This is a genomic window from Robinsoniella sp. RHS (assembly GCF_001029355.1).
Taxonomy (GTDB): Bacteria; Bacillota; Clostridia; order Lachnospirales; family Lachnospiraceae; genus Robinsoniella; species Robinsoniella peoriensis.
The window spans coordinates 21,906-45,422 of the sequence record NZ_JNGB01000013.1 but is presented as its reverse complement, the minus strand read 5'-3'; the positions used below and the strand labels follow the sequence as shown (position 1 = coordinate 45,422).

Annotated in this window: 12 protein-coding genes; 2 read left to right on the top strand and 10 right to left on the bottom strand. The window is 42.8% G+C overall.

Going from position 1 to position 23,517, the window contains the following annotated elements; all coding sequences use genetic code 11:
* Positions 1–753: 753 nt before the first annotated feature.
* From RHS_RS06350 to RHS_RS06310, 9 genes are all read right to left on the bottom strand, one after another.
* Positions 754–2,004 carry an ABC transporter substrate-binding protein gene (locus RHS_RS06350; protein WP_070040785.1) on the bottom strand — a complete coding sequence of 417 codons (1,251 nt, stop codon included), beginning with the start codon at positions 2,002–2,004 and terminating at the stop codon, positions 754–756.
* The gene (locus RHS_RS06345; protein ID WP_047832669.1) at positions 1,928–3,466 is read right to left on the bottom strand and encodes a response regulator; all 1,539 of its coding nucleotides are present in this window, start codon (positions 3,464–3,466) and stop codon (positions 1,928–1,930) included. Before RHS_RS06345 ends, RHS_RS06350 begins: the two co-directional genes overlap by 77 nt.
* A complete protein-coding gene (locus tag RHS_RS06340) occupies positions 3,463–5,274 on the bottom strand; it encodes a sensor histidine kinase (RefSeq protein ID WP_047832668.1) in 1,812 nt (603 codons plus the stop codon). Before RHS_RS06340 ends, RHS_RS06345 begins: the two co-directional genes overlap by 4 nt.
* Positions 5,271–8,351 (bottom strand): beta-L-arabinofuranosidase domain-containing protein, encoded by a 3,081-nt coding sequence (locus tag RHS_RS06335; protein WP_047832667.1) that lies wholly within the window; start codon positions 8,349–8,351, stop codon positions 5,271–5,273. Before RHS_RS06335 ends, RHS_RS06340 begins: the two co-directional genes overlap by 4 nt.
* A gap of 112 nt (positions 8,352–8,463) precedes the next feature.
* Positions 8,464–13,704 carry a beta-L-arabinofuranosidase domain-containing protein gene (locus RHS_RS30340; RefSeq protein ID WP_395021551.1) on the bottom strand — a complete coding sequence of 1,747 codons (5,241 nt, stop codon included), beginning with the start codon at positions 13,702–13,704 and terminating at the stop codon, positions 8,464–8,466.
* Between the two features lie 114 nt (positions 13,705–13,818).
* Positions 13,819–15,150 carry an alpha-L-fucosidase gene (locus tag RHS_RS06325; protein ID WP_027297001.1) on the bottom strand — a complete coding sequence of 444 codons (1,332 nt, stop codon included), beginning with the start codon at positions 15,148–15,150 and terminating at the stop codon, positions 13,819–13,821.
* Positions 15,151–15,222: 72 nt separating this feature from the next.
* Positions 15,223–16,047, bottom strand: coding sequence for an ABC transporter permease subunit (locus RHS_RS06320; protein WP_047832666.1), 825 nt, complete (start codon positions 16,045–16,047; stop codon positions 15,223–15,225).
* Positions 16,044–16,916, bottom strand: coding sequence for a carbohydrate ABC transporter permease (locus RHS_RS06315; RefSeq protein WP_044294404.1), 873 nt, complete (start codon positions 16,914–16,916; stop codon positions 16,044–16,046). Before RHS_RS06315 ends, RHS_RS06320 begins: the two co-directional genes overlap by 4 nt.
* 95 nt (positions 16,917–17,011) lie before the next feature.
* The gene (locus RHS_RS06310; protein ID WP_044289794.1) at positions 17,012–18,412 is read right to left on the bottom strand and encodes an ABC transporter substrate-binding protein; all 1,401 of its coding nucleotides are present in this window, start codon (positions 18,410–18,412) and stop codon (positions 17,012–17,014) included.
* A gap of 525 nt (positions 18,413–18,937) precedes the next feature.
* Between RHS_RS06310 and RHS_RS06305 the strand changes: the two genes are divergently transcribed.
* Together RHS_RS06305 and RHS_RS06300 are read left to right on the top strand one after the other, a co-directional pair.
* The gene (locus RHS_RS06305; RefSeq protein WP_047832665.1) at positions 18,938–20,743 is read left to right on the top strand and encodes a sensor histidine kinase; all 1,806 of its coding nucleotides are present in this window, start codon (positions 18,938–18,940) and stop codon (positions 20,741–20,743) included.
* Positions 20,727–22,259 carry a response regulator gene (locus RHS_RS06300; protein WP_047832664.1) on the top strand — a complete coding sequence of 511 codons (1,533 nt, stop codon included), beginning with the start codon at positions 20,727–20,729 and terminating at the stop codon, positions 22,257–22,259. The genes RHS_RS06305 and RHS_RS06300 overlap by 17 nt, the downstream gene beginning before the upstream one ends.
* A 93-nt stretch (positions 22,260–22,352) precedes the next feature.
* On the opposite strand, the gene RHS_RS06295 is transcribed toward RHS_RS06300, so the two are convergent.
* Entirely contained in the window at positions 22,353–23,504 is a 1,152-nt protein-coding gene (locus tag RHS_RS06295; RefSeq protein WP_027296994.1) for an iron-containing alcohol dehydrogenase, read from the bottom strand.
* Positions 23,505–23,517 lie beyond the last annotated feature (13 nt).

Sequence of the window (23,517 nt, the reverse complement as noted above, 5' to 3'; positions counted from 1 at the left end):
GGAGCCAGTCGGATACTATCCGCCAAAAAACACTCCGGCAAGGTAAGTAAATGCTCAGATCTGCTATACGCCTTCCAAACGCCTGCCATGGTCCGCCCCCTTATCTTTCCGGGATCCAGTTTATTGATACAAAGCTGGTTTTCTCAGCATGATTGGACCCCGGGCGTGTGGCATGCTGAACGCTATTGGCATAGAACACTTAAAAACCAATAAACCAGCTGGATGTTATCACTCTGAACTGTATCTAAATTCTACTACAGTATATTTGTGGTTATAGTACCTACATCCAGTTAAATCTGTGACAAGGAAAGCAGGTAAAATTTCGTCTTATCATCCCCCTTTCACACTGAACTGCCAAACACACAATGCTGCATCCAAAAACGAACAAACCGTCACCGCCCAAGGGTCTCCACCCTGCTGAGAAAACCAGCTTTGTGGCAACAGCCTGGATCTCGGAAAGATGGGTGTGGGAAACTTGTATGGACGGAGGAAGCGTAGAGCAGAACTGAGTATTTACTTACCTTTCCGGAGTGTTTTTTGGCGGATAGTATTCGACTGGCTCCCATCGGATACTAAGCGGGCACTGAACCGGGAAATGCATCAGGATTTCCCGGTGAATGCCCGCGTGCCGCCAAAAAGCTCTTCGGAAAGGTTAGAAAATACCAGTTCTGCGGCCAGCTGACGGAGTTCATACAAGTTTCCCACTCCCATCTTTCCGTACACTACCTAATATTATACAAAGCGTCCCCTTCCTCAGCGAAACCCAATTTTTCGTTTCTCCAGAATGATCTCAATCAAAGCCTCCGACAACTTATCCGACGACGCTGACCACTGAGCATAACTATTTCTGCTGATACTGTTTTCCAGTTCTTCTTCAAACACTTTGTACCTGGAATCTTTCTCTGCCTGTTTTCTTGCAAGTTCTTTTTTAGGGGCCAGTCCAAATTGGGGACCGCAGATTTGCTCCATAACCGGGTCATCCAGATAAAAATCCAGGAATGCCAGAGCGCCTGTTTTATTTTTGCCTTTCAGGATTCCAATATTTTCACCGCCTGCCATACTTTTTCTTCCTTCTCCGGAGGGGAGTTTTACGACTCCTGTGGAAACACTGCTTTTTTCCAGAAGCGGAAGAACATCCATACTGTTTTCCATCATGGCAATTTCACCGGCCAGAAAACTGCGTGCCACATCATTCCCAGACCAATTGATGCATTCTTTTGGCATGGAACCGGACTGCACCAGTTCCTGTATGACTGCAAAAAAATTCAGGGTATCATCACGCTCCAGCACATTCTCGCTGTCCCCAGTGGAAATAACCCAGGGAAGGATCTGGGATGCGGACTGGCTGCCTCTGGCTGCTGACATACCAAAGCCATAGGTATCTCCGTCAGACAACACTTTTGCAGCAAGAACAAATTCATGCAGATTCTCAGGGGCTTCGATACCCGCTTTTGCCAGATAGTCTTTGTTATAAAACAGTGCTGCCGTATTGCAGCAGAACGGAAGCCCATAATACCGGTCCTGACTTTTCGCAGCCCCAAGCGCCGACTCAAAATACTCAGGTTCTTTTCCGGAATACTGTACGTAAGATGTGATATCTTCTAATAATCCTTTGCTGATATATGCCTGCATATTTGACTGGTCCGCAATAACGAGATCCGGCATTTCTTTTTCAGTCAGGGCAAGGGCAAGCTTTTTGTCAAACTCAATGACGGGTCCATGGTATTCCCATTTCATCCGGTATCTCCCCTGAGAGGTGTTGAATGCCTCGATGAGCCGGTCCAGACTGTCCTGCTGCTCCTTTGTTTCATAATAAGACCATAAAACCAGCGTTTCTTTACCGTCCTCTGATATGGATGTTTCCGCTATGGAGCCTTTCCCTGCGCTGCAGCCGTACAAAAGCCCTGTCAGACACAAGAATGCCATACTAATGCTGCATTTCGCGATAATCTCCCGGTGATATTCCTTCCTTTTCTTTAAATACTTTGATAAAATATTTAGCATCGCTGTATCCCACCTCCTGTGCCACCTCATAGATTTTCATATCGGTTCCTGTCAAAAGACGTTTGGCATGGTCGATACGGAATTTCTTCAAAAACACTGTAAAATTCTCTTTTACCTCCCGGTTAAACAGCGTGCTTAAATATTCCGGTGTCAGTCCCATCTGTACTGCAATTTCATCTAAAACTATTTTTTCACTGTAGTGTTCCTGTATATAATTAAGTACCTTCACGATAATATAGTTACTGATATCCTGCCTCCTGGCCGTTCCCTGCATTAGCACATCCCGTATCCTGCCAAAATTCTGTTTCATTTCTTCCCAGGTCATAATCTGGTTTAATGAATGCTCCAGATTGTAGCTCTGCAGTTTCTGGAATCGCTTTTTATCCAGATCCTGCAGCAGTCCGGTCACCATAAAATAGCACCGGATCAGTGCCTGGCGAATCTCTTCTTTGCGGAAGGAATGCCCTTGCAGGTATTCTGCCAGAAGATCTAAATTCTTACCTGCTTCTCCCATATGCTCCTGACAGATATCTGACTTTATTTTCTGCAGAATCTGTACCGGAGTTTTAAACTGCTCCCACTTACATTCCTCTGCAAAATGACCGGTATACCATCCCGGGAAGCCCGGTGCCGTAATCCCATAGTCCAGATAACCCTTTAACTCCTCTGCACACTGGTAAATCCTTCCACTATCCGAAAAATGCGTACATGCCCATAGCGGGTGCCTGCTTTTCCCCCGGTATTCTCTCACTAATTTCCGGTAGATTTCTTCTTCAAATTCATCCAGATAATCAAATCCACTGATCAGTGCATAGTAAATCCTGCTGTTTCCCTGATAAAAGCTGTAAATATGTAAGTTTGAAGAAACGTTCTCTTTGCCGTTATGTTTGTCAGGAAAATTCTCTTTACTATATTGGAAAAACTCGTGCACACGGTCTTCATACTCTTTCGTCATACTTCCAAAATAACAGGCTGCCATTAGAAATTTCATATTTTTCTGAAATTCAAACAGTTCGATCAGATCCGGTTCCGTGTTTCCCTCAATAATATCCCGCAAGCAGCTCTCTGGAGTCCCTTTCAATGCCAGAATTTCCTGTTCCATCTTATCTTCCACTTTTCTTAAAGCATTCTGGATGTCGGAGGCGGTCAACGGTTTCAGCAGATATTCGTCTACCCCGTAGGTGATGGCCTTTTTGGCGTATTCAAATTCAGAATACCCGCTTAACACAATAATATGGCAGGACAAATTTTTCTCTTTTAACGCTCTGATCATCTCCAGTCCGTCCAGAACCGGCATGCGGATATCCGTTATGACCAGATCCGGCCTGAGTTTTAGAATTATCTCCAGTCCAGCTTTTCCATTGGCTGCCTCTGCTGCTACGGTATGGCGGGTGTGGCTGTCTATCATTGCAGCCATTCCCTCCCGCACCTTTTTCTCATCTTCTACAATTACAATTCTCATATCTTTACCTCTATTCTATTCGCCGGAAACCGCAAGGTAATGATAGTGCCGATATCCGGTATACTAATAACATTCCAGTCAGCCTTCTCTCCATAATACATCTCTATCCTGGAAAATACATTATTTAAACCAATCTTTTCCTGGTCTTCCTCCACAGCTGCAGACCAGTCATTATATTTTGTCACCTGTCTCTGATCCAGCCCGTTTCCATTATCCTCTATGATAACGCAGATATGTTTTCCCTCTTCTGTCAGCGAAATATCCACACGCAGCATTCCACCCTCTTCTATTCCTTTAAAACCATGGATCAGCGCATTTTCTATGAATGGCTGTATCAGCAGTTTCTTGATCCTGTATTCTTTGCATACTTCCTGTACCGTAAGCTGGAACTCGAAGGCATGGTCAAAACGCATCTGCTGGAGGCTGATATATTTATCAATCCAGTCCGCCACTTCCGCTATGCTTACCTCTATGTTACTTTTATTTACACTATAGCGTAAAATAATGCCCAGATTTCTCAGCATTTCACTGATTTCATCTTCACCTCTGCTAATTGCCAGCCAGTTGATAGAGTCCAGGGTATTATACAGAAAATGAGGATTGATCTGCGCTTCCAATGCCCGTATCTCCGCATTCTTTCGTTTTTCGGTAACCCCTTCTACTTCCTCTATCAAAATAGAAACCCGTTCTGTCATGTCGTTAAAATTTTCGGCTATTTCTCCCAGTTCGTCTTTATACTCCAGTCGAATCTCTGTTTTTAAATCGCCGCTTTTTACCGCCTGGATTCCTGTAATAATTGTTTTTACCGAATCACCTATGTTCCGGACTGTGCCTGAAATCAGAAAGCAGGCGGATATAATCAGGATTCCTCCAAGAATCAGGGCATTCCTTCTTGTATCGCTAATTTCAGCGAGGATCTTCTCCAGATCATAGGCATTATAATATACCCAATCCGTTTTTGTATCTTCATAAGTACTAATCCCTATTTTTTTATCTTCCATTTCCCCTGTCATCCTGATAAAATCTGTGATATTTTGATTAGCCTCCAGGGTCGTACCGGCAAAAAATGAATCAGGATAGGTAATGATACGGCTCTGACTATCCAGTATAAAGTTAATTCCGTTCCATGCAATCTCCCTGTCATTTTCACAAAGTTTTTTCAGAATACTTTCATCCAGGATCATTACAATGGCTGCGATAGGTTCACTTTCCAGCTCATCAAGATCGTAGATCGCTTTTGCTATCTGAAATACATGCAGCTGTTCCTCATCCTGCTCCATGACAGCAGTTGGCAGGATCGCAATCCCTGTGGATTCCTGCGCTTTTTTATAGGCAGCAGTTTCTCTCAGATCCACATAATCTTTCCATATATTCTCTCTGACGGAGGCTGTCCCCCAATCATAAGTTACATCCGTTCCACTGGCAGTGATGACACTGATACAGCGTATTCCTCCCACCGAATTGTTGTATTCCTGCAGCCGGCTGTAAATATTATGGCGGCTTTCCACCTGTTTGTTAATCTCCTTGCTTTTTAATCCTTTGATTTCATCAATCAGACCGCTGTCCACATTCATCTGGTAAACCAGGTTCATGTAGATATCCAGAGTCAGATCTACCCTTTCTGAAATCTGCACCAGCTGGCTGGTCATTAATTCCTGGATTTTATTTTCCATTTGCTTTTGATTCATACTCATCATGACATACCAGGAAATACTGATGGGAAGCAGTACTGCAAGCACAAACGTAATAATCAGTTTCTGCCAGATTTTCCGATTATAAAACCAGGAACTGAATTTTAATTTTTTCATTTCGTTTCGCGCTCACTCACTTTCCAGCGGTAAATTCCGGTGGCCCGCTTATCCTCTGCTACCGTCATGACCAGACGCAGTCCTTTTGTGGTTACGGGTTCCAGGGAAAAACCGTTATACTGGTCTTTATTTAGTAATTTTCCTGCATCTGTTTTCATGACTGCCCTGCACCATTCCCCTTTTTGATCCAGGTATTCCACATGGAAATCCGAAGGAGCCCCGGTATCATCCTCATCATCATACCAGTATATTTCACAGGCTCCTATTGCAACGGGTTCTATCCAGTTATATGCAATCCAGCAGGAGGCACCGGCAGGCTGCTGCCAGTTTCCCCATCCCTTTCCCATTCCTTCATTGGAAGAAGCCGGGTGGAATCCGGCATCTTTTATTCCATTTAAATTTTCCCAGGAAGCCGTATAATGGGCGCTAAGCGAAGCCGTCTGTTCCAGACTGTCGCTTTGCACTGTCAACGGATTTTTCTGTGTGAAGGTGCCGGAAACTGACAGATCACCTGTCACATTTTCAATATGAAAGCTTCCGTCTTCTTCAACCTTTACCTCTTTTCCATTTACCATCAGATTTTGAAGCATATACCCCTCTTTTGGATTTGTGTATATATTTACCTGTTGATTTTCAAATACCAGCTCTCTGTCCGTCAGGATACTTCCTCCTTCCATCCCCTCATCGTCAATCCTGACTTCATACCATTTGCTATCCGGACTCTCTGTGTAAAGAATCTGATAATAGATTTTTCGGTTTGAATAAACAGATGCAGCGTAAGGTATAAATTTTACTCCGTTTATGGAAAGGGCAGGCATGGAATATCCAATCCGTTCTGTCATATCCGTTACCTTTTTTGTGAGAATCAGTGTATCTTTATAAACAGGCGTTTCGCTCACCATGACAAAAGGACCGTACATAACCGCAGCCACCTCATCCTTATTTCCCTTTTTCAGATAACAGGAGAACGGAAGATGCAGCTGTACTTCATCACCGCCCGAAAGCTCTGGAAGCACCCGAAAGCCTTGCTCTTCTACCGTTTCTGTTTCCACACCATTTACCTGTATCCTCATATTTTTGCCACACCAGGATGGAATCCTGAATCTGACACGCACCCTGCTATTGTTCGGCTTATCCAGGTTCTCAACCTTAAGCTTTGCTTCTTCACTGAATACGCCCGCTTCCATGAGAATTTTTAATCCCTGTTCGCTGAGTGTTTTTTCTCCAGTCCGGTACAGATTAACGGTTACCATATTATCCCTGACTTCGAATATCCTGAGTGCATCGGTATATTCACATCCTCCATCTTCTTGAAGTTGATTGCCTAACAGGTTTTCATAATAATCCATATAGTCTGCTTTGTATGGATTAACCTGATGCAGTTTCCAGGTTAATTCCAGCATGCGGCGGCAGATCCTTTTATTTTTTTCTCTTTCTAAAACTGTGTTTTCTATCTTCTGATTCTCATTTCTGAATCTGCCATTTACACCTGTCATCCCGGTGGCATAAGTATATTCTTGAGTTGCCATATCCCAAAAATTTGCAGCCGCTTTGGCCGCTTCTGTATTTGCAGGATCTGTGCATGAAATTTCAAGCAGGGTTTCCGCCTGCGATACCGCCGCCTGGACAGACTGCAGATTCATTCGGTCTCTGCCCTCTTTCATAGCCGTATACCATTCCATCTGCACAAAATTCCAGGCACTTTTTAAATAACTTTCATCCTTTACAATACTGGACAGCCTCGCCAATGCACCACCCAAAGCATGAGTATCACCGCTGACATCCTGGCTCCACATTGCTTTTTTCTGCCCTTTTGTATAATTACTGCTGCGTTCTATGATCCATTTTCCCAGACACTGAGCCGTCTCAAGTGCCTCCTGACTGTCCATAGTACAGTATGTATCTAAAAGCCCATTCATCAGACTGCCCAGAACGGCAAATGGCGCCCCTGTTTCAGGGTAAGACTTACCGTTCTCCAGACGAGAGATTTGATCCGGACTGTCTGCACCCAGATATCCCGTTCCCCATCCCATTCCTTCTGACAGAAGCTGCAGGCTCCTGAGCTCGTGTATCATATAGAAGGCTTTTTCCTTCAGGGTTTGATCCTGCTTGTACTGATAGCTCTGTGCCAGATTTGTCAGCCATTCCCCGGCTGCCCTTCCTCTTAACAATCCTGCCGGATTTTCCCATCCGGTCAGAGGAACGGCACCTTTAGTATCCACCTTATAATTCTGGCGATAGCTGTATAACAGCCGGTCTGCATCCATACGAACATCCAGGGGATCCAGCTGATCATTTATTCCACTTTCAAACAGTGCTTCTACCTGCATCTCATCCATGGCATAGTTATAGATGGCAATCTCAGCCAGCTTGCCATTCATAGGTTCATCCGTAAATTGTCCCTTCCCAAAATAATTATTTCTGGTAGCCCCCAATTCTGAAAGACTGGCCTTTGTCCTGGCTTCTCCGATCACCTTTCCATCTTCATAAAGGGTTATATGGTTATCCTCTATAGTTACTGTTGTAAAAACCCAGGTGTTTCGAGGAAAATCACTGCCTTTTTCCACTCCGCTTTCATGGGTCCATCCCTGGTTTGTAATAGCTGTGGCGTAACCTTTAAAACCTTTATTATTACCATTGGAAAGCAAATACATATAAGAACTCTGGTTATTGCCAAAATCCCAAATTCTCTGGTACCGAGCAGAAGACCGCAGATTAACCCATGTACTAACGGTAATTTCCGTCTCATTCTCTAAAATACCGGATGGAAGTTCCAGATATGCACCCGTGGTTCCTCCCTGCAGATCCAGGGCATTTAATCGCACTCCGTTTATTACTTCTGTGCTGATCCGTACACCGTCCTCCTGATAATTTCTGATCACCCCGTCATTTCCCCGCCCGGAAACATCCTCGATCACAGCCGACTTTATATCTTTAAAATTATAATATAAGATCTGGCCTTTTATCGTCTGACCTTCCGCCTGCACTTTAATGGAAGGCACTGCAGCAATCAGGAACAGAAAAACTGCCCATGCTGTTAAAAATTTTATCTTTTTAATATGAATTCCCCCAACCATTTTTCTTCTGATTGTACTACAAAATTATATTTATTGCACGGATAATACAGGCCAGGATTTAAATATTTATCCTGACCTGTCTGTTTATTAAACGCTATTCCATTACCCCCGGCTATTTTACCTGAACCCGGATTTCTTTTTTCTTTCCATTGAATGTATACACCCAGATCTTACAGCTGCCTTTTCTTTTCGCCTTGATTACACCGGATGAACTGACACTTGCAATCTTTTTATTTGTAGTCTTGAAAGTATACCGGTAACTGGCTGTATTCTTTGGAAGTGTTACTTTAATTGTAAACTTTTTCCCTTTCTTTATAGTTATGCTCTTCTTATTCAGTTTTACGATCTGGGACGGAGCTTTCTTAACGGTTATGTTCCATACCTTCATCTTACCGCTTTTGCTGACTGCATGAATCACTGCTTTTCCTGTCTTTTTGCCCTGTACCTGTCCCTTTTTGTTTACGGTTACAACACCTTTGCCTTTTTTAATGCTGAAGGTATATCCGGACGCAGACAATTTAATTTTTTCTTTTTTCCCGATAGTCAATTTCTTTGTGGACACTATTTTTATCTTCACAAGTTTATCTTTAGATGAAGTCAGTGTTTTCAGAATATTATCTACCTCCTGCTGTGATGCATTTGCTTTTCCCAGGATGACTTTGGCACTGTTTAAAGCTTTTATAAATTGATCCCAGCTGGCTTTCGTATAATTATCCTGTTTTTCTTTATTGCATGCACTCACCAGGGAAACCAGGCGGCTCTTGTCCACCGGTTTTACTACGGGTTTCAGAACTAATCCATTCACTGCATTTTCCAGCTTCTTACAGCCTTCTTCTACTTGTTCTACGGTAATATCTTCTTTGGATAAAAGACCTTTCACTTCCTCGATCACCCGTTTTAATTCTGCTGCGGATGCGTCTGTATAAGCTTTGGTATCCATTGCTTCTGCTTTTGCAATCGCTTCTGCTAATTTGGCAGTATTTACTACAGGTTTTTCATTATCTTCATAAGTAACAACCCAGCGATAGATACCGATAGCAGCTGCATTATCCGCTACTGTCATTTGCAGACGTAATCTGGTTGTGGTAAACGTATTAAATGTAAAAGGATTATATTGGTCAATATTCTTTGCTTTTCCCGGATCTGAAGTCAGCACCGCTTCCTGAACACTTCCATTTTCATCTTCATACTGAAATTTGATTTCTCCGGGAACTCTGGTGTCTGCACCGTCATCATACCAGAAAATACTGCTTCCATTGATGGTTACCGGAGCATCCCACTCATACTCAACCCAGCACTGTGCTCCTTTGGACTGCGGCCAGTTTCCCCATCCTTTTCCCATTCCACCATTTGAAACGGCAGGATTAAATTTTTGATTTTTTATTCCATTTAAATTTTCCCACCCCGCTGTAAAATGGGCACTGACTGTTGCTGTCTGTTCTACGGCACTGTTATCCTGTGCCGGCGGATTAATAAGGGCAAATGATCCAGAAATTTCCGTATTCTTCTGTACATTTTTTACCGTGTAAGTATTGTCTGCACCGATAGTTACCAGCTGCCCGTCAACCATCAGCTTCTTTACTTTATATCCTTCATTGGGCTTTGCCGTAATAATCAGGTCACTGCCTTCTTTTACCAGCTCGGAGTTCACTTCAAAGCTTCCCCGTTCCGGTGTGGAATTACTGATGTTTACTTCATAATAAGCACCGCTGCCTTCTCCCGACATGATTTTAAAATACGTATGGTAAGCGTAATCGGATGCATCATACATCGGGCGGAATGTCAATCCGTTTGTAACAAGGGTAGGAACCTTTTCTTCTTCTGCTTTTTTAATCGAACGATCCAGTACATTGGATAATACCAGTGTTTTCCATTTACTGGAATCGGATTTAGCAACCATAACAAACGGTCCGTACATCAGACTTGCCACGTCAGCACCACTCAGCTGATCCGGGGTTTTGTCAAGATGGTATCCATAAGGTGTACGGATCATGATCACATCTCCTGCTTTTACACCATTTAAGGTTACATAGGAGCTTGGTTCTGCCTGTTCGATCTGCTTATTTCCATTTACGGTAACCTCAAATCCCTGTTCTGCCCAGTAAGGGACTCTCAGCTTCATATCAAATGCAGATGCTGTCTGCCCCTGGGTCTTAGCAACAGTCAGTGTGGTAACCTCGGAAGGGAATTCCGTATCCTGGGTTACCGTAACCCCCTTTTCCTGCCATGTAACGCTGGATGGCAGATACAGGTTAACATACATGGTAGTATCATCCTGGTAATAGGCAGCTTCCTGATATTTTATGTGATTCTCCATACCGGTGCCGTGGCAGCAGGTAAAGGAATCGTAATCTCCGCCGTAATCTTTACGAACACCAGGTCCAATCGGAAGCATATATGTAGTTCCATTATGCATTTTTTCCGTCACATTTGGATTCTGGGATGCAATAATCTGATTGTACAGAGTTCTTTCATAATAATCCATGTATTTTGCATTATCTGCGTCATACTGATACAGCATTTTCGTAAGTTTCAGCATATTATAAGCGGCGCAGGTTTCACAATTTCGATCTCCGTTAATATACTCTGCCTGCTTATATGGTTCTTTAAAGTTTTCACCGGTACCTACACCTCCGATGGAATAGGCATATCTGGAAACTACCATATCCCAGAAATTGCTGGCCACATGGAAATAGTAGGGTTCTTCCTGCCCTGCCTGAACTGTTGCCTGATAAACTTCCATAGCTCCAATGATCTGGGGAATATGCTGGTTGGCATGACGCCCCTGGATATCGTCAACATTTTTACTTAAATTGTCAAAGAATTTGGTGTTATCAAAAAGTCTGGCACCTTTTAAGTAATCCTCGTCACCAGTCAGTTCATATAATTTTGCCATGGATTCATTAAATCCCCCAAGCTCACCTGCAATATACATATCCCACATCTTGGTAAGCTGCTCCTGGGAGCACGCGCTGAGACGCTGATATACCCATTTGCCAAGTGCTTTTGCCGCTTCTAATGCTTCTTCATTTCCTGCATAAGTGTATGCATCCAGAAAACCTGCGATAATCTTATGGAGCGTATAGTAAGGTGCCCATATAGTGGCATACGGCGTATACTGCTCTAGCAGCGCGAACTGATCGGGTGAATAAGCACTGATAAAACCTTCGCCCCACTCCCGGGGATTTGTATTCCACACTTTCTGATCCGTACCCTTTGTCTTAAATGCTGCGGGATCTCCCTGGGAAAGCATTTGCAGGCTGCGCAGCTCATGGATCATTTCATCCAGCTTTTCTTTTATCTCTGCATCTTTTGTGGATGCATATGCCAGTGATAATGCCGACAGATAGTGACCGGTAGAATGCCCTCTTAACAGTCCGGTTGGCTCGTCCCAGCCTCCCAGTGGTGCAGCACCTTTGGTATCTGCGCCAAAAGTCTTGCGGAAATTATAAAGCATTCTGTCATTATCCAGAAGTTTCAGGTATTCCAGGGTTCTGCTTCTGTTCTGGGTCAGTATGGAATCACCATCCAATGTGATATCATTCAGATCAAATCCTTCTGCCTGAAGTACAATATCGGAATCAAGCTGTTCTACAACAGTTACTTCTGCTTTAATTACCTGTTTTGTACCCAGTAATCTGCCCTTTACCTCAAATTTCCCAGGCTGAGCATAGTCGCCTTTATCCGGTGTATTCCATACCGTTTTGACTTTGCCTGCCTTACCGTTGCTGTAAGTTACCTTTATGGAATCAGGAAGGGAAGGTACATTACCTGCTTTCGTGGTTACATAGACAGGTTCATAGTTCGTGATGGTAACCTCCTCATCCTCTGCAAGAACCGTTGCGGTAAATACCTTATTGCCGGAAGCTGTCTTAAAGCTGGCAGAAGCCGTCAGCAATACTTCCACATCCGGCTGTCCTGCCGCTGGACGGATTACTTTTCCATCGTTGGCTATAACATCCGGCCTGGAACTTTCCCAGGTAATTACGGATCCATTTTTCCCTTCTGTGGGCAGCTGCAGATTAGATACCACGCTGTCTAAATCCACCAGGTTTATTTCAGCCAGATCCTGCGCTACAATAGCTTTGTCACCAAGCATGGCAGGTACCACTGCCCGGAATTCTTTTGTAGCACTTGCCTCCTGATACTTTACGGTTGCGGTGAGGGTTACCTGCGCATCCGGTTCTCCTGCAGCCGGCCGGACTACTTTTCCGTCATTGGCAATGACCGCCGGGTCAGAACTGGTCCATTCAATCACGGATCCGTTTTCTCCAGCTGCCGGCAGAGACAGATCTGCGGTAACTGCAGTGAGATCTCCCAAGTTAAGCGCTGCTGCATCCCCATTCACAATTCCGGTATCATCCACGTCATACATAGCGGCTACCTGTTCCGCATTCATTGCATAATTATAAATCTCAAATTCTGCGTACTGTGCATTAGTAGGATCATCACCAAATTGTCCATAACCAATATAATTCTGGGTAGTGTGTCCCATATCTTTTAACGAAATTCCGGTATCCTTTGTTTCCACCAGAGATCCATTTTCATACAGGGACATATTGGTGCCATCAATGACTACTGTGGTCAGTACCCATCTGTTTTTATCTACATTGCTCCCTTTGGATACTCCCTGCTCCCTGCTCCAGCCTCCTGTGGTTATGGCTGCACTGTATCCTTTAAAACCATCATTTGCTCCGTCAGATAAAAGATACATATAGGAGCTTGTGCCGGATCCCAGATCCCAGATCCTCTGGTAACCGGTATCGGTTAGAAGCTTCACCCAGGTACTGATGGTAACGCTTTCTTCTCCATCCAGCAAGCCTACCGGAAGTTCCAGATAGCCTCCATCAGATCCCCCGGGAAGTGATAGTGCCTTAACATCTTTCCCATAGATATTGGTATCAATGATGCGAAATCCTCCTGCATCATAGTTTCGAACAACACCGGCTTTCCCATTTCCGGAAGCATCATTAATAATTGTGGAGTCATAGCTTTGAAAATCATAATATACGATTTTCCCCTGCTCTTTTACGTCTCCGGATTCTTTACCGGTATTGTCTTCCTCTTGTACACCGCCGGTTTCTTTTCCGATACTGTCTTCCTCTTGTACATCAAGGATTTCATTTCCGATACTGTCGGCCTCTGTTGCACCGCCATTTGTTTCCTGTTCACTGCTGTTTTCATTTTCTGCATCACTGCCTGCTTCTTCAGCATAGTTGTCTTCTATACTGCTATTGCTATCCGCTACATTGCTGACTGCATCCTCGGCAGCCCGTACTTCAAGTCCCGGTGATACCGTACCCATTATCATAGCGGCAGACAGCAATACAGACAACACTTTTTTCCATTTCATAGCCTTATCCCCTTCCTTTGATTGTTATAATAAATATTATAAGATCAAAGAATATTCAGGGCAATTCCAATATTCTAAGACGGGTGGAAAAAACTTATCTAAATTTGTATAGATCTATATTTCCGCCTGTGAAACCAGCAATCCGATTACATAGTCTTCTACCCTGTGGTTAAAGACTGTGATTTCCATATGTTCCCCAACTTTATGTCCGCTGATATGGATACTCTCATTGAGTGGCTTCGGAACCTGATCCAGTTCAGGAATGGAAATTGTAAAACTTTCTTTGGGACAGTGATCCAGCAGTATGTACAGATCTTCTCCTTTTTTTGTATAATGTACCTCTATTCCATTAGATGCAGTATGGGAGTGCCTTTTGCTGCAGGCAGTTCCATAGATGGCTTCTCCATTTGTTTTTAACCATTGTCCCAGCATTTGCAGCCTTTTTTCCTGCTCCGGAGGAATTGTGCCATCTGCCTTTGGTCCGATATTGATTAACAGGTTCCCGTTATTGGCTACGGTACTTACCAGCAGACTGATAAGATCAGCGGTACTGATCAGCTGGTCATCACCCTCATTTGCATTATATCCGAATGATAGTCCCATACCTCTGCACATCTCCCATTTTTCTTCTCTTACCGCTTCGCCATATTTATATTCTTTTGTTCCAAAGTCTTTATAAAGACCATTAAACCGATCATTAACCACACCATCCTCCACCGTATTGTAATAGTGGGATAATAAATGGGGCAGCATCTCTTCCCCTTGTTTCGGCCACCCGATATCATTCCAGAAGACAGACGGATGATAGCGGTCCATAAGTTCCATTGCCTGTTTATATGCATAATCCGCATATTCATGTGTGGGGCAGGCTTTATGAAAATTATCTTCCTCTTTATAAATAGGATCATGGGCAAATCTCCAGTCTATAATTCCGGAATAATAAAGACCCATTTTTAACCCTTCCTCTTTGACTGCTCTGGTCAGTTCTCCTACAATATCTCTTTTCGGACCTTTATTTATGGCAGTGTAATCGGTATATGCACTTGGAAACAGACAAAATCCGTCATGATGTTTCGTAACCAGTACAATATATTTTGCCCCTGCCTCTTTAAACAGCTTCGCCCAGTTAGCCGGCTTCCAGTTTTCTGCCTTCCACATGGGCAGGAAATCTTCATAGGCAAAATCCTTTCCGTATGTCTTCAAATGATGATCGTAAGTAGGTCCCTGCCCTACATTTACGGAATTATAGTACCATTCCGCATAAGGATTATTGCAAAACCACTGCTCATCTCCCGGTACTTCTCCCAATTCCCATGTCCTTGGAGCAAAAGCCGGCACGGAATAAATTCCCCAATGTATAAAAATCCCCAGCTTACAATCCTGGTACCACTTTGGCAATTCATGGGTTCTTATGGAGTCCCATGTTCCATCATATAATTTTTTCATTACTGCACCAAAAGGTTACACATACCTTTTCCTTTCTTACATGCTAAACTATCCGCCCTTTCCTGGGCGCACCTATCCCTTTACAGCTCCTGCCGTCATACCCGCTATAATATATTTCTGTGCAAATATATATACAATCACAACCGGTATGGACACCAATACCATATCAGCACAAACAAGGTTCCAGCTGCGGCTGTACTGACCATAGAAATTATATACGGACAGTGGCAGAGTCCACTTACTGGATGAATTCAATAGATACATCGGATATTGAAAATCATTCCAAACCCACATAAAATTCAGTATTCCGGTTGTTGCCGTCACCGGTTTTAACAGCGGAAAAACAATCTGCCAGAAAAGTTTACCGCCCTTTGAGCCGTCAATTACAGCTGCTTCATCCAATTCCTTTGGAATCCCTTTGATAAAGCTGGAATACAGCATTGTTGAAAACGGAAGATACAACGCTCCATAGACAAAGACCATGGATATTCTGGAACCGTATAAGCCCATATATTTCAGCATCTGAATCGTGGGCAGCGCCGCAAATGGGGCAATAATACCAAAAGTCATGCATTTTGATATAATCCGGCAGGCTTTGGTATTTCTCCTCACCAGTACATAGCTGAAAACAGATGCCAGCACCAGAACCAGCAAAACGGATAATACGGTTATAAACATACTGTTAAAAAATGCCCTGGGAATATGTCCCTGCTCCCAAACTTCTGCATAATTATCAAATGCCCATGCAGTTGGAAAATTGATATTCAGGTAACTGGCTTCTCCTTTTGGCTTAAAGGATGTAATCACTACCATCAAAAGGGGGTAAATCACGACGATACTAAGAAGCCACATTATAATTTCAATCAGAATATTAATTCGTTTTGTCTTCTTACTCATTCTACATTCTCCCACCTTTCACTAAATTTCTGGTAAGCAATTGCCACAATTACAAGAATTACGGTGAAAATAAGATTTATCGCAACGGAATGGGAATAACGCCCTCTTGCCATTTCATTCATCATCAGCGTTCCGAAAGTCTCCGTATCGTAACCCGGTCCTCCGGAAGTCATAACGTAAACCAGATCAAACATCTTAAGTCCGTAAATAAGGCTGAATAATATGTTGACATTTACTGACGGCATAATCAGCGGAAGGGTAATCTTGCGGAACATCTGCCATCCGGAAGCGCCATCCACTTTTGCCGCTTCTATGTAATCAGAAGAAACGGACTGTAAACCCGCCAGTGTAATTACAATTGCATATCCCAGGTTTCTCCAGATCTCTGCTATGGAAATTGTAAAAATAGCAGGCCCGCGGCTTCCCAGCCACTGAATGGCAAACTGTTCCAGACCTATACTGCGAAGCAGGTTATTGATGGTTCCATATCGGGCTTCAAATAGTGCATTGAATATTAAACCCACGATTAAAGCTGATAAAATAGCCGGTACGAAATATACTGTACGGATTAAATTTCTGGTCTTTAATTTCCGGTTTAAAACCAGTGCAAACACAAACCCCAAAACGGTTACAATCACTGTTTTTGCACCTGCAAAAATCAGGGTATTTACAAATGCAGTAGGAACCGTCTTCTCCGTTATAACCTCGATGAAATTCTTAATACCAACAAATTTTACATCACTGACATACGAACTCCAGTCTGTAAAAGCATATAGATAACCGATCGTAGACGGAAGTATAAAAAACAAACCGAACACAGCCAAAGGTACAATCAGCATATAAGTAGGATAAATCTTCTTTGTATTCATAAATGCTCCTTTCTGCATTTCCTTGGGGCTCTCCAGAGTCAGAGAAGCAGGGCCCGGGAATCCCGGGCTCTTATCCCTTACTATTATGTTCCGGTTTATTTAAATCCTTCAACCTGCTGTGCTGTTGCCACTTTAATACGGGCATCATCCATCATTTTCAGACAGCCTGCAGCATCTACATTTCCAACTAACAGTTCCTGAATACATTTTCCGCCGTCATTCTGGGAAAAACCTATAATTTCAGGATTTGCAATGGATGGTCTGCCAACTTCTGCAACCCAGTCAACTGCTGCATCATACTGGGGAGTTGTTTTAATTGTTGTCTGTCCTTTAAAACAAGGCGCCGTTGAAATGCCGTCAAATGCCACGTTGTAATTTTCCGGATCCGCCATAAAGTTTATAAAATCAATAGCTGCGTCCACATTCTTACCATTTTTATTCGCCAGCATCAGGCTGCAGTTTGGCCCTTCAAAAGTACCTTCCTTGGTAGTACCCACAAATGCAGGCATAATTCCAAAATCATCTGCTTTATAAGTATAGGATTCACTGTCATAATCCGTATACAGCCAGGTATCCCAGCCTAACATCATTGCAGCTTCCCCATTTCCCAATACTTCTGAGGCGTAATCCCAGGTATCGGTATTATATGATTTACCAAAGTATCCTTTATCTGCTGAGGTTTTATACCAGTTTGCCAAATCTGTCATTTCCGGTATGTCTGCGTATTTTATCTGGTTTGAATTGATCTTCTTTAAGTTATCTTCATTCTGGAAGATCGGATCCATACCAAACTGATAAAGCATAGGCCATACATCTTTCACTGCCATGTACATAGGCGTAATCCCTGCATCCATGAGTTTCTGGCAGACCTGGTTAAATTCTTCCTGGGTTTTTGGCACTTCTATCCCCTGCTCTTCGAATATTTTCTTATTATAAAATGTACCGGATAAAGATGCTTCCCAGAAAGGAAGTCCATAGACTACATCATCACGTTTTGTCTGAGGCAGTACGTTATCCTGAATATCCGAAACCCATTTTGCATCCGTAAAATCTACAAAGTTTTCTTTCGGGTTATAAGCATCCAGGCCATAACCGCCAAAATGCATGAATAAATCCGGGATATCACCTGTCTGGAATTTTGTCAGCGCTACGTTTTCAAAATTATCCGTATCGATTCCCTGAACATCAATTTTGTTTCCCGTCTTTTCTTCATACAGTTTAAAAATATTCTGCATGAACGGTCTCTGGGTATCTCCGGCATTTCCATAGAGCGTTAAGGTAATGCCGCCTTCTTTCTTTGCATCCTTGCTTTCTTCTGCCTTGGTATCCGCTGCTTTTGTGCCCTCATCGGTATCTGCCGCTTTTGTCTCCTGCTTTGTCTCTGCCTTTGTTCCTTCTTTCGTCTCACCTGTGTTCCCGCCACACCCTGCCAACATAGCGGCTGTTATGGAAATTGCAATTGCCGAACATAAAACCTTTGTTTTTTTGTTTCTCATTCTTATTTCCTCCCATTCTTTCGTTTCTTTGTAAATTTATTGTAACAAAAGATCCGGCAAACTAGAATAGATAAAGGGAAGACTTTACATGGACAATATTCCTATTTTTTATAATTGTATCAACAACGTCCATACAAAAATAAAGGCCAGAACGACTATGTGAGAGACCAGCCGTTCTAACCTTTTATTAATTTAATTATAATACTCTTTAATATTCCCCGTATGTTTCTGGAACTCCACCTAATATAAATGCGGTTTGTTTACCAATAAACCCTGAATCCCCGATAGGTGCGGGAATAATTTATACATCAAGCGTTTGTTTCTGTTGCACATATCTCTGCGGGATAGATGCCCTATGTCGGAAAGGTTACCCCCACAAACTTACAGCAAAGATCACATTCAAGATATGAACAATTTAAATAAAGTCTTCAAAAACCTCGGTCTTAGTGGTATGATTATCTTAAAATTATTAAATTTTTGCTGCTTCATCTGGCAAAAAGGATTAATAAGAACGAGGTGTTCCCCATGATGCAAAAATTGCCGTATCATTATAAGTTATATTTATCTTTCAGTCTGATTGTTACCTTGATTTTATTTGCAAGCGGCACCTTCTTTTTCCAGTATAACAACCGGCTTTTGCAGAACAATCTTCAATCCAACAGCCTGGACTCCCTGAACCTGATTCAGTCCAGAATTGAAGATATGCTGGTCAATGTGGACAAAGACCTGGTGACGCTCCATGCCTCAAAGGCATTCACGGACATCGTATTTCATATACCTGAGACACCCTATAACTATTTTCTTCAGCATCCCACCATCACTTCTGATGTAGATGGGATACTGCTGTCTGTGCTGGCTACCACGAAGGCAAATCGCAGCATTCATTACATCAGCCGCTATTACGATTACCTGGGGACGCAGATTAACCAGCAGTCTCTCAATTCCAAACCAATGACAAAAGATGAAATCCGGGACATACCCACAGTTCGGGAAGCTTTAACTACGAAAAAATATAAGTTATATTTTCCACCCCATCCGGATTACTGGTCCTCAGATGCTCATCTGACGCTGACAGTGTCAAGGCCCATCCGGGATACTTACCACACCTACGGAGTACTGGAATATAATATAGAAGCCGAGGAATTAGACGAGCTTTTAAAGCTCCCCAACAGCGACGACACTTATCAGCTATTATTACTGGATGATTCCGGGAAACTGCTCTATCATAATATACCCGACACCCCTGACAACCAGATAAAAGAGCTTTACAAAGGGGAAACCTTTGAACAGCCCATCGGATATTATTATGCAGATAAAAATTCATTGATGGCATACAGCCATTCGGAATTAACCGGATGGACAATCCTCATCAAAAGAGATATCCATACTTACACCATGCAGGTGAATTCCATGGCGAAAACCATCATTTTATCTTACATAGCCGCATTCATCATATTACTGCTCTTCCTTTTTATTATTACCAGGAACCTGACTCAGCCCCTTCGCACCCTCCGAAATAATTTATACCACCTGGAATTAAACCAGGATATCCACTTAGATATCCAGTCCAGCAATAATGAAATTGTGGTACTGACCAGCGGTATTGAAGAAATCCTGAATAAAATGCGGCTTCAGAATATTCATATCATGGAGATACGTGAACGGGCGGTAAAAGCTCATTTTGATGCAATGGAAGCCCAGCTGAATCCACATTTTCTATATAATACCCTGTCTGTAATCGGCGCCTACGGTTTAGAACAGGGCAATACGACCGTTCCTAAAATGTGTACGGAACTGGCTAACCTGCTGCGCTATTCTATCAACTTCAACCATCGGACCGTTCGTCTGAAAGATGAGTTTGATAACATAAAAAGTTATCTCTATATTATGAAAATGAGGCACGAGCATATGTTGGATTACAGCTGGGATCTGGATCCTACCCTGGATGATATCAATGTTCCGAAATTAATCCTGCAGCCGATTATTGAAAATTGTTTCCAGCACGGCTTCCAAAATGTTCCACCGGTCTGGAAAATCCATATCCGATCCTATCGCAGGGAGAATCGGTGGCTGGCAGCTGTATCCAACAATGGGCAGCCATTTAATCAGGAAAAAATCAACCAGCTCTACAACCGGTTCGATCAGTTTAAAAAAGCCTTTCTGGAAGGGCGGGAGGTGGAAAGCAATCTGGAACAACAGGGGTTTGGATTAGAAAATACAATTCTGCGCCTCTCTATCTATTACCGGGGACTGGAATATTTTCATATACAGACAGAAGATAATCTGACTACAATTGAGATTGGAGGATTTATTGATGATGAATCAAATTAAAATAATAATTGCTGAAGATGAACCTGCTATTTTAAGAGGGATTTGTGCAGCAATAACCATGATATCTGACAAATTTATCATATCCGGCACTGCATTTGACGGAGAAAATGCCCTGAATTTGATTCAGGAACACCACCCGCACATCGTAATCACAGATATCAAAATGCCGCTGATGGATGGATTGACACTGATCGCTGAAGCTAAAAAACAAAATTCCACTGCAAAGTTCGTAATTTTAACCGGATTTGCAGAATTTGAGTATGCAAAAAAAGCAATTACACTGGGTGTATCTGACTACCTGTTAAAGCCTGTGGATCCGGAAGAATTAGCAAAACTTTTAAACGGAATGAAACAGGAAATTAATAGCAAAAGCTCTCAGGTACAGATGGAATATATCCGCTCCTGCTTTTTCAAAAGAGTGCTTACGGATTTTACTTTTAATCCTCTGGCACACTGCAGCCTTCACCTGTTGTTTTCTTATTATGGCTCCATTGTCAATAATACTTATTCCGAATTCAATCTGTCCGGCGAAATTGTAAGGAATCTGGATACTTCATTTTTAGATGGCATTATCGAAAAATACCAACTCCCGGTTTATTCCTTCCGGGGTAATTACTATAATGAATTCGTCTATGCCATTGTCACTCCTTCAGATAAGAAAATGGACATTCTTCCGGTGGTCCGGGAGATCCGGGAAAATGCCCAAAAATCAGACACCTACGTGAATTTTGTTTTATCTGCCGTTGTTCATAGCGGCGAAGAGATTAAAGATTTAATGCAAAATGCTTACCTGTTTACCCTGTTTCATTTGCCCTTTGGCAAAAACAGTTTTTTAATCCAGGATGATGCCTGTACTAAGAAAAATGCCATAGAAATTTCTGATAACATCGTTGCACTGGCCGGAAAATTCAGGCCCGGCACTACTGAAAATGAACTAAAAAATATCCTTTCCCAAATGACAGCATGGTGGCAGGAATCGGATACTACCCAATTCCAGCTGCTCGCAGACGTACGCCATATAGCAAGTGCCGCTATTCACGTAAGTCCTAATGCATCCCAGATTTTGTTCGATCCAACCGAAATCATTGCCTCTTCCGATTCCTACGAAGAGTTATTTGAGAACCTTCTGCTTGAATTGACTAAAATATTGTTCCCGGAACACATACAGCAAAAAAAATCCTCCTCTCAGCTGGTAGATGACATTCGCGCGTATCTGGATAAAAACTTTACACAGCAGATCACCTACAAAGTCTTTTACGATATCTGGGGCTATAACGAAAAATATATCACAACCCTTTTCAAAGAAGCTTTTGGAATTTCACCCAGTAAATACATTACTTCACTGCGACTGGAAATGGCAAAAAGTTTAATGATAAAAAATCCCCAGATTCTGTTAAAAGATGTTGCGGAACAAACTGGTTACACAGATGCACTTTATTTCAGCAGGGTGTTTAAAAATAATGAAGGGATGTCACCCAGTGCTTTTATACAGTCACTGGAGCAGCCCCCCTGTTAAAGGGCTGGCCGCTGCAGCATTAAAAAAGGAAAGTAATCTCATATGATAAATCAATCATAAAAGATTACTTTCCTTGCATTTACCTGCAGATTATTACCACAGATTGCGGTAAATCTGCTCCAGATCTTCTTTACTCACTTCTTTTCTGCTATTTTGAGGACTTCCGCTGTCCATGGCATCCAGAGCCATTTTTTCCACAACACTCATGAACTCCTGTTTATTGATGCCATATTCTTCGAAGCTTGGTGTTGCCAGTTCTCTGCAAATGGTTTCTACTGCTTTTAAAAAATTCCAGCTTGCTGCTTCGTCTGAATCCAGGTCAGTAGCGACTCCCACTGCCCTGCCCAGTTCTCCAAACCGGTCATATGCCCCATCCAGCACAAAACCCAGACATTCTTTTAACAGCATCGCATTGGATAAACCATGTGCAATGTGGAACAGCGCTCCGATAGGACGGCTCATGCCATGCACAATCGTAACCGATGCATTATTAAATGCAATTCCTGCTTCCAGTGAAGCGATAGACATCTGTTCTCTTGCCGTTAGATCTGTTCCCTCCCGGAAGGCTGCCGGCAGATAAGCAAAGATTCTCTTTACTGCGGAAAGGGCAAACGTATCGGAAAGGGGCTGTGCCTTTCTGGAGGTAAAGGCTTCAATTGCATGGGTTAATGCGTCCAGTCCGGTAGCTGCCGTTATCTTGGGAGGTGCCGTCATGGTAAACTGCGGATCTATAATTGCAAGAGCAGGCATCAATACCTGACCCTTTAATAGCATTTTAATATCTTTTTTTGTATCCGTAATAATGGTAAACTGCGTTGCCTCAGAACCGGTACCTGCTGTTGTGGGAATTGCCGCCATAGGAGGTGTGGGCACTTTAATCACTTTTCCCATATAGTCAGCGATTTTGCCGCCGTTTGTTGCCAGCGCTCCGATTGCCTTCATGGAATCAATGGGGCTTCCTCCGCCCAGCGCAATCAGAAAATCACATTTTTCTTTTAAATACATACTCAGCCCGTTTTCAATCATTTTGTCGGTGGGCTCACCCACTATTTCGGAATATATTACATACTCTATTCCCTGGTTTTTCAGGGCTTCTTCTACATGCGCTGCATTTCCCAGCTGAATCATCACTTTATCTGTAATGATCAGCGCTTTTTTTCCAAACCCTCTTAAAATTTCTTCTGCCATGGTAAGTGCGCCGGAACCGGTAATCATCTGTCCCGGAACGATAAAATCTCTTCCCATTTTTATTCCCCTT